Here is a 16,136-nt window from a genome sequence, read left to right as displayed (position 1 = left end):
CACCCAGAAGCGCGGGGAAAATTCCCCGCGCCGGGCCCTTACCTGGATTCGTAAGCCGTGAAGGCAGCGACCTCAGTTTGCCCGCTTCGGATGCGGATTTCACAAAGGTCTTTTCTTGCGATTAACGTTACCGCCAGCATCGTTATACAAATAACGATGACTATCACGAGTTGCTGCTTCATAGCCTTCTGCTCCTTGCCTTTCGGCGAGTAAGAGGCTAACATCTGAATTGTTGGGTTCATGTGTTGGCCTCGGGTTAAGTAATTAACTCGGGGCCTTCATCTTTCCGGGGTCTGATAATAATACCTGAAGCCAGAAAGCCTCAGGCACCCGCGGCGATTGTAACACGGAGGCCATTAACCCAAACAAGGGTGGTTTTCGTTAATTGTTATTTATGAAATTCTTTATTTTTTTCTTTCCTGTGAGTGTTGTCGATGTCAGTATTATAAAAATAAATCTCGCCACTATAATGAATTTCAGAGTGAATTGACGGCCAAATAATAATTCAGCATGGTTATTTGCGGCAAAGAGGAATAAAAGGGCGCCTGAGCCGCTGAACCTGACAACCAGAAGCGCGGGGAAAATTCCCCGCGCCGGGCCCTTACCTGGATTCGTAAGCCGTGAAGGCAGCGACCTCAGTTTGCCCGCTTCGGATGCGGATTTCACAAAGGTCTTTTCTTGCGATTAACGTTACCGCCAGCATCGTTATACAAATAACGATGACTATCACGAGTTGCTGCTTCATAGCCTTCTGCTCCTTGCCTTTCGGCGAGTAAGAGGCTAACATCTGAATTGTGTTGTTCATGTGTTGGCCTCGGGTTAAGTAATTAACTCGGGGCCTTCATCTTTCCGGGGTCTGATAATAATACCTGAAGCCAGAAAGCCTCAGGCACCCGCGGCGATTGTAACACGGGGGCCATTAACCCAAACAAGGGTGGTTTTCGTTAATTGTTATTTATGAATTTATTTATTGCTTTTTATTTCTGTTATTGTCGCTGCTGTAAGTATTACATGCATAAAAATAAACCTTGGCTGGATTTATTCCTGAAGATGATAAGTATTTCATCTATTGATATATGGATTGAAAAGAATATACTTCTATTATTGTTCAGGAAATAATAAAGCTGATTTAATCGCTATGCTAAACAAAGCATTTTGGCTACTACTGGTTGTTACCCTGATTGCGTCTCCTTTCACGCCGGCACCGGTCATCATCGGGTTTCTTATCCTCAATCTGTTGACGTTACTGGCCTATGGCGCTGATAAATATGCGGCCATACGTGAACGGCAGCGCATTCCTGAGAAAACGTTACTGTTGTTCGGCCTTTTCGGCGGCTGGCCGGGGGCGCTCATTGCGCGCCGTCTGTGGCGCCATAAAACCCGCAAACAGCCGTTCGTTGCCCTGTTTTGGGGCTGTGTGGCGGTGAACCTGGTGTTCGTCACCGCCGTGCTTTATTGGGCCGGGTTATATCATTCCGCAGCCTGATTCAGTGAAAAGCGGGAATCCAGCCGGCTGATGCCCAGCCCGTTGATTTTTTTGACCCGGATCTGCACGGGAATTCGTTCTTTCATCGCTTCCACATGACTGATCACGCCGATCATCTTGCCGCTGGCGTTGAGCCGGTCCAGCGCATCCAGCGCGGTTTCCAGGGTTTCCGCATCAAGCGTACCGAAACCTTCATCAAGAAACAGGGAGTCGATGCGGGTTTTATGACTGACCAAATCCGACAACGCCAGCGCCAGCGCCAGGCTGACCAGAAAACTCTCCCCGCCGGACAGCGTTCGGGTGTCGCGCACGCTGTCTGCCTGCCAGGTGTCCATCACTTCCAGCTCCAGCGCATCGCTTTTTTTACGCTGTAACAGATAGCGACCGTGCAGGCGGGCAAGCTGCTGGTTAGCGAGATAAACCAGATGTTCCAGCGTCAGGCCCTGCGCGAACTTGCGGAACTTGTCGCCGCTGCCGGAGCCAATCAGGTTGTTGAGATAGCTCCAGTCTTCGTAATTTTGCTGGCTCTCGGCAATCTGGTTCATCAGTTGTTGCTGGTTATGGCGTCTTTGCGTATCGCTGGTCAGTTGCTGACGCAGTTCACCTTGGCGCTGGCCGGCGTTACGCAGCGCGCTACGCAGCTCGGCCAGCGTCTGTTGCAACTGCTCGTCGCTGGTTTCATCGTCCTGTTCCGGCGCTTGCGCCAGCCACGTGGTGAGCGCTTGCTCCGCCTGCTGCAGCAAGGCGCCGATCTGGCTGCGCCGTGCCGTCGATTCTTCCCGTAGCGCCAGAAGGCGCTGATGCTCGCTCTCTTCCAGCATCGCCGCCAGCAGTTGCGCTTCGTCGCTGAAGCCGGACTGCTGCAGCGCCGAGCTGAATTGGTTTTGCTGTTGCTCCAGCCGGCTCCGCCATTGCTGCTGCTGTTGTCGGGCGGAATCGATTTCGCCTGCCAGGCGTTCCAGCTGCTGGCGGGCGGCCTGCTCTTCCTGCTGTGCCTGTTCCGCCGCCGTATCTGCCTGCCGTACGGCGCGGCTGCGGGCTTCGCGCGCCTCCGCGGTGCTTTCATCGCCGAACAGGGCGCGGCGTTGTTCTGTCAGGCTATCGCGCCGGGTTTGCTGTTCCTGCAATTGCTGCCGGAGTTGCGTCAGCTGTTGGTGAGTTTGGTCGGCGCTCTGCTTCAGGGCGTTCAGCTCGCTTTGGCTGCGGGTAATCATCAGCGTCAGCTGCGCCGCATTTTCCTGGCGCGCCTGCCATTGCTGATACTCTTCGCGCCGCCGGGCGAGCCAGTTTTCGCCGTCGCCATCCGCAGGCGGAGTGAGCGCTAACGGCGTCAGTTCCTGCTCAAGCTGCTGGCGTAGTTGTGTGAGCGCTTCATGAACGTGCAGACGGCTTTGCTCCAGCGTTTGCTGCTGTTTTTCCGCCGCCTGAACGTCGCGTTGCAGCAGGGTAAGCTGTTGCTGCGCCTGATTCAGGGCGAACAGCGCCTGCGTGTGCGCATCTTTATATTTTTGACGTTGCTGCTGCTGCCGGTCCAGCGCTTGTAGCGATTCACGCAGCCGCTGCTCCTGCTGCTCGGCGTCGCTTAAATAGCTTTCCAGCGCCGTGGCGTCGGCGATATCCAGCGTCAGCGCCAGCGCTGTGCAGGCGGTCTGCCAGGCTGCGCGGTAATCATGCGTTTCTTTCTCCAGCGCGGCGGCTTCTTTTTCCTGTTGCTCATGATTGCGCTGCAACAGCTTCTGCCGTTCAGCAAGGGCGATGCCTTCCTGTTTCAGCGCGTCGGTTTCGGTTTCCAGTATTTTCAGGCGCTGTTCGTGTTCGCTGAGGCGCGGCGGCTGGTAGTTCTCCACCAGCGGATGCTGCGTGGAACCGCACAGCGGGCAGGGTTGCCCGGCCTGCAGACGGGCGCGTTCGTGCTCCAGTTCGGCGATGCGGCGTTCCAGTTCGAGACGGGATTTCAGATCGCGGTGATGCTGCTGTTTTTCCTGCCAGGCCTGGCGTTTTTGCTGAAGCTGCTCTTCCAGCGTTTTAAGGGTTTGCCGCTGCTCCGAAAGCTGTTGGGTGATCGCCAACAAACGCCGGTGGCTTTGGGCGAACAGTGGTGAAAGCCGGTTCAGGTTCTGGCGGGCGCTGCGATTGCGTTCGAGCGTTTCTTGCTGCCGGAGCAGTTGCTGACGGCTGCCGTCGTTCTCCGCCCGTTGCCAGGCGTCCTCGGCCTGTTGGCTCTGCTGCTGCGCCTGTTGCTCTGCATGCTGTGCGAGGGTCAGCGCCTGTTGCTGCGCGGCGGTGCGGGTTTGCAGCTCGCCGTGCTGCTCGTGTAACGCGCGAAGTTGGTGCTCGCTTTCCGTCAGCGTTTTCTGCTGCTGGTGCAACTGATCGAAGGTTTTTTCCCAGCCGGTAAGGTATTCCCCCCAGCGCTGGTGGCGGCGGGTGTCCTCTTGTTGCTGTGTCAGCGCGTTCAGCCGGGCGGTTTGGTCGGTCAGCGCACTTTCGGCCTGCTGCTGCGCTTGTTGTTGTTGCGTCAGTGCCTGTGTCGTTTGCTGATGCTGTTCGTTCAGGCGCGCCAGTTCATGGTTTAGCTGTGCCAGTTGGTTGTCCAGCGGCGCGACCTGATTCTCTATCAGTTGCTCGGTTTGCTGCTGCTCGCGGCGGGCGTTTTGACGCGCGGTTTCCGCTTCTTCGCGGCGGCGGCTCAGGGGAAGCAATGTGTCGTTTAGCTGCGCCTGTTGGTTAAGCCGTACCTGATGTTGTTTTTCCGCATCGGCGATATCGTTGCGTAGCTGAACCAGCGCCTGATACTGAGGGCGCAACTGTTGCGCCGGTTCGCTGCGCGTCAGCAGCGCCATTTGCGGCTGCAACGCCAGCCACTGCTGCTCCGCCTCCTGTTGCTTCTGGCGTTGTTGCTCCCGCTCCCGGATCAGCTCCTGGCGTTTTTGCCGCCACTGCCACAGACGGTTCAGGGCTTCTTCACGGGCAATATCCTGCTTTTCCCGTTCCTGCAACGCAGCCAACTCTTCGTTGATGCGGGCGAGGGCGGCTTCATCCAACAGTTCAATGCCGCCGGCCCGTTCGCGCAGGGCATTCAACCCGTGCAGGGCGTCGCGGTAGCGCTGGAATATCCGCTCGGAGATCAGGCCGTAAATCTCCGTACCGGTCAGCTCCTCCAGCAGCTCGGCGCGTTCTTTTGGCTCGGCGTTGAGGAAGGCGGCGAACTGGCCCTGAGACAGCATCATGGATTTGGTGAAACGCCCAAAATCAAGCCCGGTGATTTCGGCGATTTGCGTCAGTTTATCGCTGATTTTGTCGCTGAGAATTTTGCCGTCGCTGATGCGCGCCAGCTCGACCTTCGGCGGCTGCAGGTTGCCGTCGGGCTTGTTGTTGGCGCGGCGCTGACTCCAGAATGCGCGGTAGCCGACGCCTTTAACTTCGAATTCCGCTTCGGCCAGGGAGTCCGCGGTGTGGCGCGTCATCAGCTCGTTATGCGTGGGTGAAACTTTCAGGCGCGGCGTTTGGTGGTACAGCGCCAGGCACAGGGCGTCAAGCAGGGTGGTTTTCCCGGCGCCCGTCGCGCCGGTGATGGCGAACAGCCCGGTGCCGGCGAAAGGCTCGCGCGTGAAGTCGATCTTCCACTCGCCGCGCAGGGAGTTGATGTTTTTCAGCCGCAGGCTCAGGATTTTCATGCTTTATCTTCCTCCGTTTGCCGCAGTTCCTGTTCCAGCTCATGCACCACCGTGCGAAACGTCCGGCGAATGCGATCGTGCAACCCTTCGTCGCCGTCGGTTTCCAGCGCCAGACGGCGTTCGAAGACGTCGTCCACGCTCAGCTCGCTGAGCGTTTCTTTCTCCTGGCGTTCGAGAACGTTAGCGCGCTGTGCCTTGCTGCGCCGCAGCAAAATGATTTCTACCGGTAATCCTTCGCTTTGCTGCTGAATACGTTTCTGGACCTCGCTGAGGTAGGCGTCGCTGTTGATTTCCACGTCCAGCCAGACCGGGCGTTCCCCCCGATAATCGGCAAAGGCGCTCAGCTGTTGCTCTATCTGCGCGATATCGCCTTTGATCAGGCGCATCGGCTGGTAAACCGGCACCGGCAGTAAGGTGACCTCCGCCGCTTCTCCGGGTGTGAGCGTGACCAGGCATACGCTTTTTTCACTGCCGAGTTCGTCGAAGCTCAGCGCGATAGGTGAACCGCTGTAGCGGATGTGGCCATCTTTCACCACCGCCTGAGGGCGGTGGATATGGCCGAGGGCGATGTAGTCGGCGGGCGGAAATGCGCCGGCGGGGAAGGCGTCCAGCGAACCGATGTAGATATCGCGCACTGACTCCGAGGTGCTGGCGCCCAGCGTGGTGAGATGGCCGGTCGCGACGATCGGCAGCGCCGCGCCCAGCGTTTCGCGCCGCTGCTGCGCCAGCGCGTACAGCTGCGCATAATGCGCGCGGATGGCCTCCGTCAGCGCTTCCTGCTTTTCCTGCGCCGACTCGCCGGCCCGGCTGCGCTGAATGTCGCGCGGGCGCAGGTAGGGCACCGCGCAGAGCAGGGCGCCGGGCGTGCCGTCGCGGCGGGTCAGCGTCAGCACCTGCTCATTTTCGTCGCCGGCGCTGCTGGCGATCACGCGGGTGTTGAGGCAGGCCAGCAAATCACGGGATTCGTTCAGCGTAGCGACCGAGTCATGATTGCCGCCCAGCACCACCAACTGACAGCCGGTTTCCCGCAGCTCTACCACGAAGCGGTTGTACAGTTCACGGGCGTAGCTCGGTGGCGCGCCGGTGTCGAACACATCGCCGGCCACGATAACGGCGTCAACCTGGTGCGCTTTCACCTGCTCAATCAGCCAGTGCAGAAACGCGTGATGCTCGGGCGCGCGGCTTTTGCTGTAAAAGTACTGGCCGAGGTGCCAGTCGGAGGTGTGGATCAGGCGCAGTGCGGGTTGTGTGCTCACAGGACGGTCCGTGGTTGTTTTCGCATAGGGGGATTATACGGAGTGTCGCCGGGCGGGCCAATCAAGCAAAAGGTAGTTACCGTATTGCGGCTGTGTTAATTTTCATAAAACTGTCATAAAACTGACGCATAATGGCGCCGCGATGAAACACATTGACGGGATAAATCCATGGCAAGACGCATATTGGTCGTAGAAGATGAAGCGCCGATCCGTGAAATGGTGTGCTTTGTACTGGAGCAGAATGGTTACCAGGCATTGGAAGCCGGGGATTATGACAGCGCGGTGAACGGGCTGTCGGAACCCTATCCCGATTTAGTCTTACTGGACTGGATGTTACCCGGCGGTTCCGGCATTCAGTTTATCAAGCATATGAAACGTGAGGCGATCACCCGCGACATTCCGGTGATGATGCTGACTGCGCGCGGCGAAGAGGAAGACCGGGTGCGCGGGCTGGAAGTGGGCGCCGATGATTACATTACCAAACCGTTTTCGCCGAAGGAGCTGGTGGCGCGTATTAAGGCGGTCATGCGGCGTATTTCGCCGATGGCGGTGGAGGAGGTGATCGACGTTCAGGGGCTGAGTCTTGACCCGACCTCGCACCGGGTGATGGCGAATGAAACGCCGCTGGAAATGGGGCCGACCGAATTCAAGCTGTTGCACTTCTTTATGACGCATCCGGAGCGGGTTTACAGCCGCGAACAGTTGCTGAATCACGTCTGGGGCACTAACGTTTATGTTGAGGATCGCACCGTTGACGTGCATATCCGCCGTTTGCGCAAGGCGCTGGAGTCCAGCGGTCATGACCGCATGGTTCAGACCGTGCGCGGGACCGGCTACCGTTTTTCAGCCCGTTACTGATACCGACGGGAACCCTTATTGTGCTTGAACCTTTATCGTGGAAACGCCTGCTGCTGGAGCTGTTGTTCTGCTGCGTGCCGGCGTTGCTGCTCGGCCTGCTGATAGGTTATCTTCCCTGGTTTCTGCTGACCGCGGTACTGGGGTTGCTGGGCTGGCATTGCTATAACCAACTGCGCCTTTCCCACTGGCTGTGGACGGATCGCAGCATGACGCCGCCGCCGGGGCGGGGCAGTTGGGAGCCGCTGTTTTACGGGCTGTATCAGATGCAGCAGCGCAACCGCCGCCGCCGGCGCGAGCTGGCGCTGTTGATCAAACGTTTTCGCAGCGGGGCGGAGTCACTGCCGGACGCCATTGTGATGACCACCGAGGAAGGCAATATTTTCTGGTGCAATAAGCTGGCTCAGCATCTGCTCGGCTTTCGTTGGCCGGAAGACAGCGGTCAGCACGTCCTTAACCTGCTGCGTTATCCTGAGTTTTCCCAATATCTGCAACAGCGGGATTTCAGCCGCCCGCTGAACCTTTCGCTGAATAACGGACGCGCCATTGAGTTTCGCATCATGCCGTATGCGGAAGGGCAGCTTCTGATGGTCGGGCGCGACGTCACGCAAAATCGCCAGTTGGAAGGTGCGCGCCGTAACTTCTTCGCCAACGTCAGTCATGAACTGCGCACGCCGTTAACGGTGTTGCAGGGATACCTGGAAATGATGGATGGCGATGCGATGCCGCCCGCGCTGCGCGATAAGGCGCTGGCCACTATGCAGGCGCAGACCCGGCGTATGGACAGCCTGGTGAAGCAGTTGCTGACGCTGTCGCGCATTGAGGCAGCGCCGCATATCGAGATGAATCAGGTCGTGGACGTGCCGCTGATGCTGCGCATGTTGCAGCAGGAGGCGCGTTCGCTCAGTAACGGCCGTCATGAGATTGTTTTCCGGGTGAATGACAACCTGAAGGTGTTCGGCGACGATGAGCAACTGCGCAGCGCGGTGTCTAATCTGGTGTACAATGCGGTCAATCATACGCCGCCCGGTACGTCGATTGAGGTGTGCTGGCAGCGAACGCCTCAGGGCGCGCAATTCCAGGTGAGCGATAACGGGCCGGGGATCGCGCCGGAGCATATTTCCCGCCTGACCGAGCGTTTTTACCGGGTGGATAAGGCCCGTTCCCGCGATACCGGCGGCAGCGGGCTGGGGCTGGCGATTGTTAAACATGCGCTGCAACATCATGATGCGGCGCTGGAAATTATGAGTGAACCGGGGTTAGGCTCGCGCTTTGTGTTTACGCTGCCGAACCATCTGATTGTTGCCGCGGCCGGGCAGAAAGGACGGACGGGGATCTCCAGCAAGGAAACCTGATGCGGGGATGGAAAAAAACGCTGGCGCTGCTGTGCCTGGCCTGGGGGCTGGCGGGCAGTGCTGCGGCGCAACAAATGATTTTATCCGGCAATCTTTCGAGCGCCGGTTCTGACACCATGGCTAACCTGATGGGGCTGTGGCGCGACGTATTTACCCACGCGTATCCCAACGTTAATGTGCAGATGCAGGCAGCCGGTTCTTCCAGCGCGCCGACAGCGCTGGTTGCCGGCGCGGTGCAGCTGGGGCCGATGAGCAGGCCGATGAAGGAGGCGGAAATCGCTGCCTTCGAGCAGCGCTATGGCTACCCGCCGCTGGCGGTGCCGGTGGCGCAGGATGCGCTGGTGTTGCTGGTGCATCAGGATAATCCGCTGCGCAGCATCACTTTTCGTCAGCTTGATGCCGTGTTTTCACGCACGTTGCGCTGCGGTGCCGCTGCGCCGGTGACGCGCTGGTCGCAGCTGGGCGTGACGGCGGGGAGCTGGCAGCGGCGTGCGCTGACGCTGTACGGGCGTAACTCCGCTTCCGGCACGTACGGCTTTTTTAAACAGCAGGTGTTGTGTGACGGGGATTTCGTTAATCGCGTCAATGAGCTGCCGGGGTCGTCTTCGGTGGTGCAGGCGGTGGCTGGCTCGCTGGGCGGGATAGGCTATGCCGGGATGGGGTTTCGCGCCAGCGGGGTGCATGTGCTGGCCGTAGGGCGCACGGGCGGGGAGCCGGTGATGCCGACGGCGGAGAACGTGATGGCGGGGAAATATCCGCTGGCGCGGGAGCTGTACATTTATGTGAATAAGGCGCCGGGAAAACCGTTGTCGCCGCTGACGGCGGCGTTTTTGAGCAGCGTTCTGTCGCCGGAAGGGCAGGCGGCGGTGGTGAAGGACGGTTACTTGCCGTTGGCGGGGGACGTGGTGGAGAAGGTGCGCAGGGAACTGGGGATTTGATGGGGCAAGGGATGCTGCCAGTTTTCGTTTCTCGCCGCATTTATGCGGCGAGCGTGTTTTGGCTGCCCGGTTATTGCGCTATTTGCTGGTGCAGGTGATGAGCGCATTGATGGCAGATCTCCATCAATGCCGGCAGCAGATGGGCGCTGGCTGTTAAATAACGGCTGATGTTGCTGAGGTTCTCCGGCACAGGCTGGCAACTTTCCAGAGATTCCCCGAGATAGAGTAAACCGTGGCAGATGCCTTCCGCAGACTCTGCGGCAACGGCGCTGAGATCGCAAAGCTGAATATCGTTGAGCTGTGAGAACGAGAGGTCGGCGATGAGATCGCGGAAGATGGTAATGGAGCTTTCAAAACTTTGAGAAAAAGAAGTATCAGTCATGTGAGTTTCTCCGAGTTAACTGATGACCGCTTCCAAGACGCTAAACTTGGGTGGCGGCCCAGACAGGGTTAGCGTTACCGGTCTCGGAGTACCAGCGCTTCTGATGAAGCCCCCGCCTGAGCTACCATTATTTGGGGTAAGCAAAAGCGTATGACATTATGTCATATGTATCCGAGTTTGTACCGAAACGCTAATTCCGGCTGCGGATTTTGCCGCAGTCCTGAGACTATATGCCTGCCATATCGAAGAGAAAATAGGCTGGATAGATTTCCAGGCGACTTATATGAAATATGGAATCACGCTCGCAAGCTAAGCCGCTAATCTCACGTTATTTCATTGCGTGAAAAATTGGTGGAATTTTAGTGGTTGAAAAAATCATTCAAATTCATGTATATAGTTTTAGGGTGTTCCCCGCGTGAGCGGGGATGAACCGAAAATCAAGTACCTGGTAACGGGGCTGGAGTTGTGTTCCCCGCGTGAGCGGGGATGAACCGTCAGGCCCACAGGGGCCAAATTCTGGCGTTATGTGTTCCCCGCGTGAGCGGGGATGAACCGTATTCTCTGCGCTCATTTATCAGCCGTGGCCCGTGTTCCCCGCGTGAGCGGGGATGAACCGGATGGTTAGGAGAATTTATTAATGGCAGTTAGGTGTTCCCCGCGTGAGCGGGGATGAACCGAATCAAAACCTATATTGTAATATTTGAATCGCGTGTTCCCCGCGTGAGCGGGGATGAACCGTATGTATTGTGGGCGGCGATAGGGCAAACAGCGTGTTCCCCGCGCAAGCGGGGATAAACCCAGCAAGAAACCCTCTACTCATCTTCCCCCGCACGCGAGAGCGCATAAGCGTTATTCTCCACGATGCGCAGTTCTTCCTTCAGTAATTCGACTTTCCCCTTACGCTTGGCAATTTTCAGCGGATCGCCTTTCATTTTCGCCTCTTTAAGTTCCAACTCGGCTTTGGCGATCTTTTTTCTTAACGAATACCCGTCTTTATAGCGGTGAAGATTGGTCGCGCCGGTATATCCGTCATAGGTCGCACCGGTGTATCCGTCGTAGGATGGCCGGTTTCCCGTGTGGCAGTATGCCTTAACGCGTGCGATAGCCCGCTCTAATCCTCTGGCCCGGTAGACGTTATGGTGGGCATAGGCGTAATCAAGCTGTTTTTCCAGATTAAACAGTTTTTTCTGGCAGCCGTAATAGGCGTTACCGGCGTTGGCACCGCCGGAAATCAGGAGAAGACTAACGCCACAAATCAGCATGTTTTTTATCATCGCGGATACCTAATCATAAGGCTCTTGCCGTTATCTGGTTATCGCGATAGTAGGACATCAGCAGGTGAAAGCGGAGAGGACTACAGGGGAATAGTCGAGTCCTACATCCTGATTAGGCGGCGTTTGCGGTTGGCTCAGGCATAACGTGTCGTTTTACACGTTATGTCTGCTTAACGTCTTAATAAATTTGACCTGTCCGTCGGGTTGTCTGTTACTTTCCTGCCAGCCGAGATAGCGATAAAACCCGTTGGCCCGCACCTGCGTATTGCTGTCGGTTTCCAGCCAGATTTGAGCGCAGCCCATTTCAGCGAGCCATCTCTCTGCCTCATTCATCAGCCTGCGGCCAATACCTTGCTTTTCAGCCCCCGGTTCGACAAACAGGGCAAATATCGTTGCGTTTTCGGCATCTGCCATGGCAAACGCCCTGATAACGCCGTCGATTTCAGCGACCCATCCCCGGCCCGTTCCCGACAGCATGGCAGGTAACGATTCCGGCGTTACGCCGTAGCGCGCCAATTCTGCCATCGTCGCTTTGTTTTCGTTTACGCTGAGCCGAACCCGGAACATGTCCGCAGTATCCGCCCCGGCGGCAACCCTTATTAACACGGAAATTCCTCTGCGGTTATAGCACCTTGCTTAAGTAATGCCGCTGCTGCCCGTCATGGGGGAAGTCATCCAGCGTCATCTGCAACTGGTAGCCTTTCTTTTGGTAAAACGCCAGCGCCTGAAAGCTGAAGGTATCAACCAGCGCCTGCTTGCATCCCTTTTTCTTCGCTTCCGCCTCGGCGGCGTCAATGAGTTTGCCGCCGATGCCTTCGTGGCGCAGCGCTTCACTGACCCACAGGAAATCAATGCACAGCCAGTTCCCTTTGCGTGCGCCGATCAGCCCGGCAAGCTGCCTGCCCTCGTCGTCGCGCATAAATACGCCCAATGCTCCCCAGGCACTGCTGTCGACAAACCGGACGTTATACTCGCTCAGTCCGCTCAGTAAGTCTCCCCGATCTTTTTCTGTAATTTCGTCAGTGACAACCAGTTTCATTGCGTTCTCCCAAGGGGGTGTTTTACCAGAGATATAAATATGCTTTTCAGCATTCTGACGGGAAAATGGGCGGAAAGCACGAAGCCATTGATAACGGCTTCGTGCAGGGGATTTAGGGCAGCTCTGCAACCTTCAGCGACCATCCCGTGACGTCTTCCCAATAGTCTTGTTCTTTCTCGAGATCGAGCTGAATCAGGCTGTTTTGCTGTAAAAAATCTTTGGGGAAATGCAGCGTCCATTCAAACCCGTCGGTGTGCAGCTCCAACCTTTCCGGCGTGGTGGTGGCCTGACGTTGGTTGTTGAGCAGCGTCGCCAGGCGCAGGATCTGAATCAGCGGAATGTACTGCTTTTTCTTGAACAGGTTAAGGCGCGGCAGTTCGTCAAGCTTGACCGCCTTGCGGTGGAAGCGTACCAGCGTTGCCAGCAATAACTGCTGTTCCTGGTTGAAGCCGGGCAGGTTGGTGTTTTGCAGAATATAGGCGGAATGGCGGTGCAGGCCGCTGTGGTTGATGCTTAGCCCCACTTCATGCAGCATGGCGGCCCAGTTGAGCAGCGCTTCCAACTGCGGATGCACCAGCCTGGTGTTCTGCGCCATCCACTGGACATAAAGCTGCTGCACGGTGCGCAGCACGCGCTGGGCCTGCTCGCGATCGATGTTGTAGTGCTCCGCCAGGCTGATCGCCGTGCGGCTGCGGATGTCCTGATGGCGGAAGCGGCCTTCCATTTCATACAGCACGCCTTCGCGCAGCGCGCCGTCTGACAGGCGTAACTGTTTGATGGCCAGCGCGTCAAACACGCCGCACAAAATTGCCAGGCCGGGTACGAACACCGCCTGACGATCTTCCGACAGCCCCGGCAGGCTCAGCTCGCTGAATCGTTTGAACTTCAACACTTCCTGGCTCAGCATCTCCAGCCGTTCCGGCGTAATCAGGCCGTCCTTTTCCCCCATTTCGACCAGAATTTCGTGGGCCGCTTTGATGGAGCCGGATGCGCCCAGCGCAGCGTTCCAGCCCTGAATACGGAATTGCCAGGCCATATTCTCCAGCTTCTGCGCCGCGGCCAGCCGCGCGCGGCGGAAGTTTTCCGCGCTGATAACGCCCTGCGGGAAGAACTGCTGGGCAAAGCTGACGCACCCCATGCGGCGGCTTTCCGCCAGCAGCGGGTCAAAGTCTTCCCCGACGATCATCTCGGTGGAACCGCCGCCGATGTCGATTACCAGCTTGCGCCCCTTCTCCGGCTGGGTGTGCGCCACGCCCATAAAAATCAGGCGCGCTTCCTCCTGCCCGGAGATGATTTCGATCGGATAAGGGATAATCTTGGCCGCCCGGTTGAGAAACTCCTCAGCGTTGCTGGCCTGGCGCAGGGTATGGGTGCCGACGATGCAGACGTTCTCTTCGGAAAAGCCCTGCAGGCGTTCGGCGAACAGGGATAAACAGGCCAGGCCGCGCTCAATCGCTTCCTCGCTCAGCATATTGTTGCCGTCCAGGCCATCGGCAAGATGGACCCGTTGCTTCAGTCGCCCCAGGATCTGCAAGGCCCCGTTGACTACGCGGGCAATGACCATGTGAAAACTGTTGGAGCCTAAATCAATGGCCGCGATTTCCTGAGGTTTACTGGATGAAGCATGTGTCAACGGCATATAAAGTTGCCCTTATAAATCTATTCATTGTTATTTGTCACGGCCGGTTTTCCGGCCGTGAGGATCAAGGGGCGACGGCAGCGTCGCTTTGCCCGTCAGCTTCCTGCTGTTGGGCTTCTTCGGCTTGTTCCAGCGCCTTAATGTAATCATAGATCGCTAATTGAGAACGAACCTTACGCCGGTTGCCGCGCGGCGCGTATTGGTTGCTCAGCTCTTTGTCGATGATACGGGCTTTCACCGTGTCGTTGAATTGCAGCTCCAACTGGTCCAGCACCCTTTGGCGCAGGGCCGGATCGAGCAGGGGCGCGGCAACTTCGATACGGTAGTCGATGTTGCGCGTCATCCAGTCGGCGGAAGAGAGGTACACCAGCTGGTCGCCGTGGTTCTCGAACACATACACGCGGGCGTGCTCCAGGAAGCGATCCACGATGCTGATGATCTGGATGTTTTCGCTCACGCCGGGAATGTCCGGCACCAGCGAGCACATGCCGCGCACCAGCAGGCGGATTTTCACCCCGGCGCCGGAGGCGGTATACAGCCGGTCAATCAGCCCTTTGTCCACCAGGTTATTGAGCTTCAGCGTAATGCCGGAGCTCAGCCCGGCCTGGGCGTTGGTGATCTCCTGATCGATCAGTTGATACAACATGCGGCGCGAGTTCTGCGGTGAAACCAGCAGGTGCTCGAAATTGACCGGCCTGTAGGGGTTTTCGATGAAGTTGAACACCCGGCGTACTTCATTGGTGATCCGCGCATCGGCGGTCAACAGTGAGTAGTCGGTGTACAGACGGGCGGTTTTTTCGTTGAAGTTGCCGGTGCCGATGTGGGCGTAACGCACGATGCCGTCCTCTTCTTTACGCGAAATCAGGAACAGCTTGGCGTGAATCTTCAGCCCCGGCGCAGAGAAGATCACGTGGACCCCCGCCTCCGTCAGGCGCTTGGCCCAGTGGATATTGGCCTCTTCATCGAAGCGCGCCTGCAATTCGACCACCACGGTGACCTTTTTGCCGTTATGCGCGGCGTGGATCATCGAGTCGATGATGCGCGAATCTTTGGCGACGCGGTAGATGTTGATTTTGATCGCCAGCACGCTGGGGTCGAACGAGGCCTGACGCAGCAGTTCCAGCACGTGTTCGAACGTGTGGTACGGATAGTAAAGCAGCACGTCGTGTTCGCGGATGGCGTCGAAGCCGTTGCGGAACTTGTTGAACCAGGCGTGGCGCAGGCGCGGCAGCGGCCGGTTGACCAGATTGGCTTTGCCGACGTTGGGAAAGCTGATGAAGTCCTTGAAGTTATGATAGCGCCCGCCGGGAATCACGGAATCATAGGTGGAAATCCCCAGCTTCCCGCGCAGCAGCTCCATCAGCGCATCGGGCATGTCGCGCTGGTAAACAAAGCGCACCGGCTCCGCCGTCAGGCGCTGCTTGAGGCTGGAAGACATCAGTTCCAGCAGGCTGGATTCCATTTCGGTCACCAGATCGTACTCTGCGTCGCGCGTCATTTTCATTGAATAGGCGCTGAGCGAATCGTAGTCGAAGAACCCCTTGAAGATGTCGTCGAGGCAGTAGCGCAGGATGTTATCCAGCAGGATCATCGGCTTGCGGCGGCGCGGGGTTTCCGGCGGCAGGGTGATAAAACGGGGCACTTTGTCGGACGGAATTTCCAGCAGGGCATAGCGCGGCTCGCCGGCGCGCACAATTTCCACCGCCAGATAGGTGTAATCATCCTTCAGGAATTCGGCCAGATTGGTGTCGTGATTGATCAGCGTCGGGGTAATGTGCTGACGCAGGTGATTCCTGAAATAGTCCCGCAGCCAGACCTGCTGGTTTTCGGAAAGCTGGCGTTCGTTAATCAAAAAGATCTGATTGCGCGCCATTTCCAGCAGCAGGTCGTTGTACAGGGAATCAAATTCCTGATCGGTTTTCAGCACTTTCGCCTGGATTTTTTTCAGTAGGTGGCGCGAAGTGGCGGCGGAACCCTGTTCTTCACTGATCAGGATACGGCGCTTCAGATCGGCGAAACGGACCTTATAAAATTCATCCAGATTACTGGAGTAAATCCCGAGAAAACGCATGCGCTCGATAAGCGGGTTGCTCTTATCCGCGGCTTCCTGTAGAACGCGCTCGTTAAATGATAACCAACTGAGTTCTTTTTCGGTATAGAGCTTGTCCTGACCCATTGCGACTCCAGTTTGAGTTTAAAGAGGGAGTATCCAGTGTCTGTGATTATTATGGCGAG

Annotated in this window: 14 protein-coding genes and 1 CRISPR repeat array; of the genes, 4 read left to right on the top strand and 10 right to left on the bottom strand. The window is 57.3% G+C overall.

All coding sequences use genetic code 11. The features are described 5' to 3' along the window. Positions 1 to 38: 38 nt before the first annotated feature. On the bottom strand, positions 39 to 182 hold the full coding sequence (locus C8D90_RS10385; protein WP_221810555.1) for a Hok/Gef family protein: 144 nt from the start codon (positions 180 to 182) through the stop codon (positions 39 to 41). Positions 183 to 601: 419 nt separating this feature from the next. Then, positions 602 to 745: a Hok/Gef family protein gene (locus C8D90_RS10380; RefSeq protein WP_221810555.1), complete on the bottom strand. Its 144-nt coding sequence runs from the start codon at positions 743 to 745 to the stop codon at positions 602 to 604. A gap of 393 nt (positions 746 to 1,138) precedes the next feature. Here C8D90_RS10380 and C8D90_RS10375 point away from each other — a divergent pair, with 393 nt between their 5' ends. After that, entirely contained in the window at positions 1,139 to 1,486 is a 348-nt protein-coding gene (locus tag C8D90_RS10375; protein ID WP_115458373.1) for a DUF1294 domain-containing protein, read from the top strand. On the opposite strand, the gene C8D90_RS10370 is transcribed toward C8D90_RS10375, so the two are convergent. Beyond that, positions 1,471 to 5,163, bottom strand: coding sequence for an AAA family ATPase (locus C8D90_RS10370; protein ID WP_115458372.1), 3,693 nt, complete (start codon positions 5,161 to 5,163; stop codon positions 1,471 to 1,473). The two genes, C8D90_RS10375 and C8D90_RS10370, sit on opposite strands and share 16 nt — an antisense overlap. Continuing rightward, positions 5,160 to 6,401, bottom strand: coding sequence for an exonuclease subunit SbcD (gene sbcD / locus C8D90_RS10365; RefSeq protein WP_115458551.1), 1,242 nt, complete (start codon positions 6,399 to 6,401; stop codon positions 5,160 to 5,162). The genes C8D90_RS10370 and sbcD overlap by 4 nt, the downstream gene beginning before the upstream one ends. A gap of 186 nt (positions 6,402 to 6,587) precedes the next feature. Between sbcD and phoB the strand changes: the two genes are divergently transcribed. From phoB to C8D90_RS10350, 3 genes are read left to right on the top strand one after another with little or no spacing between them, the layout of a single operon-like run. Then, the gene (phoB, locus tag C8D90_RS10360) at positions 6,588 to 7,277 is read left to right on the top strand and encodes a phosphate response regulator transcription factor PhoB (RefSeq protein ID WP_115458371.1); all 690 of its coding nucleotides are present in this window, start codon (positions 6,588 to 6,590) and stop codon (positions 7,275 to 7,277) included. A gap of 20 nt (positions 7,278 to 7,297) precedes the next feature. Beyond that, complete coding sequence (gene phoR, locus C8D90_RS10355; protein ID WP_115458370.1) at positions 7,298 to 8,629, top strand: phosphate regulon sensor histidine kinase PhoR; 1,332 nt, start codon at positions 7,298 to 7,300, stop codon at positions 8,627 to 8,629. Continuing rightward, the gene (locus C8D90_RS10350; RefSeq protein WP_115458369.1) at positions 8,629 to 9,567 is read left to right on the top strand and encodes a PstS family phosphate ABC transporter substrate-binding protein; all 939 of its coding nucleotides are present in this window, start codon (positions 8,629 to 8,631) and stop codon (positions 9,565 to 9,567) included. Before phoR ends, C8D90_RS10350 begins: the two co-directional genes overlap by 1 nt. A 70-nt stretch (positions 9,568 to 9,637) precedes the next feature. Here C8D90_RS10350 and C8D90_RS10345 read toward each other — a convergent pair whose 3' ends face one another. From C8D90_RS10345 to ppk1, 6 genes are all read right to left on the bottom strand, one after another. Further along, positions 9,638 to 9,949, bottom strand: coding sequence for a hypothetical protein (locus C8D90_RS10345; RefSeq protein WP_115458368.1), 312 nt, complete (start codon positions 9,947 to 9,949; stop codon positions 9,638 to 9,640). Positions 9,950 to 10,353: 404 nt separating this feature from the next. Further along, positions 10,354 to 10,748: a CRISPR direct-repeat array (repeat unit 29 nt; unit sequence GTGTTCCCCGCGTGAGCGGGGATGAACCG). Between the two features lie 13 nt (positions 10,749 to 10,761). Continuing rightward, on the bottom strand, positions 10,762 to 11,223 hold the full coding sequence (locus C8D90_RS10340; protein WP_115458367.1) for a DUF1090 domain-containing protein: 462 nt from the start codon (positions 11,221 to 11,223) through the stop codon (positions 10,762 to 10,764). Between the two features lie 153 nt (positions 11,224 to 11,376). Further along, on the bottom strand, positions 11,377 to 11,829 hold the full coding sequence (locus tag C8D90_RS10335; protein ID WP_147291351.1) for a GNAT family N-acetyltransferase: 453 nt from the start codon (positions 11,827 to 11,829) through the stop codon (positions 11,377 to 11,379). Between the two features lie 16 nt (positions 11,830 to 11,845). Continuing rightward, a complete protein-coding gene (locus C8D90_RS10330; protein WP_115458365.1) occupies positions 11,846 to 12,262 on the bottom strand; it encodes a GNAT family N-acetyltransferase in 417 nt (138 codons plus the stop codon). A 112-nt stretch (positions 12,263 to 12,374) separates the two neighbouring features. After that, positions 12,375 to 13,901 (bottom strand): exopolyphosphatase, encoded by a 1,527-nt coding sequence (ppx, locus tag C8D90_RS10325; RefSeq protein ID WP_115458364.1) that lies wholly within the window; start codon positions 13,899 to 13,901, stop codon positions 12,375 to 12,377. Positions 13,902 to 13,965: 64 nt separating this feature from the next. Beyond that, the gene (gene ppk1, locus C8D90_RS10320) at positions 13,966 to 16,077 is read right to left on the bottom strand and encodes a polyphosphate kinase 1 (protein WP_115458363.1); all 2,112 of its coding nucleotides are present in this window, start codon (positions 16,075 to 16,077) and stop codon (positions 13,966 to 13,968) included. Positions 16,078 to 16,136: the final 59 nt, after the last annotated feature.

It is taken from the genome of Enterobacillus tribolii (genome assembly GCF_003363015.1).
GTDB classification, from domain to species: Bacteria; Pseudomonadota; Gammaproteobacteria; order Enterobacterales; family Enterobacteriaceae; genus Enterobacillus; species Enterobacillus tribolii.
The sequence above is the reverse complement of the archived record's forward strand: the minus strand, read 5'-3'. Positions and strand labels throughout refer to the sequence as shown.

Excerpts from the sequence above, each read along its gene's own strand:
- C8D90_RS10385 (WP_221810555.1), bottom strand. The coding sequence starts at position 182 with ATGAAGCAGCAACTCGTGATAGTCATCGTTATTTGTATAACGATGCTG.
- C8D90_RS10380 (WP_221810555.1), bottom strand. The coding sequence starts at position 745 with ATGAAGCAGCAACTCGTGATAGTCATCGTTATTTGTATAACGATGCTG.
- C8D90_RS10375 (WP_115458373.1), top strand. The coding sequence starts at position 1,139 with ATGCTAAACAAAGCATTTTGGCTACTACTGGTTGTTACCCTGATTGCG.
- C8D90_RS10370 (WP_115458372.1), bottom strand. The coding sequence starts at position 5,163 with ATGAAAATCCTGAGCCTGCGGCTGAAAAACATCAACTCCCTGCGCGGC.
- phoB (WP_115458371.1), top strand. The coding sequence starts at position 6,588 with ATGGCAAGACGCATATTGGTCGTAGAAGATGAAGCGCCGATCCGTGAA.
- C8D90_RS10350 (WP_115458369.1), top strand. The coding sequence starts at position 8,629 with ATGCGGGGATGGAAAAAAACGCTGGCGCTGCTGTGCCTGGCCTGGGGG.
- C8D90_RS10345 (WP_115458368.1), bottom strand. The coding sequence starts at position 9,949 with ATGACTGATACTTCTTTTTCTCAAAGTTTTGAAAGCTCCATTACCATC.
- C8D90_RS10340 (WP_115458367.1), bottom strand. The coding sequence starts at position 11,223 with ATGATAAAAAACATGCTGATTTGTGGCGTTAGTCTTCTCCTGATTTCC.
- C8D90_RS10330 (WP_115458365.1), bottom strand. The coding sequence starts at position 12,262 with ATGAAACTGGTTGTCACTGACGAAATTACAGAAAAAGATCGGGGAGAC.
- ppx (WP_115458364.1), bottom strand. The coding sequence starts at position 13,901 with ATGCCGTTGACACATGCTTCATCCAGTAAACCTCAGGAAATCGCGGCC.
- ppk1 (WP_115458363.1), bottom strand. The coding sequence starts at position 16,077 with ATGGGTCAGGACAAGCTCTATACCGAAAAAGAACTCAGTTGGTTATCA.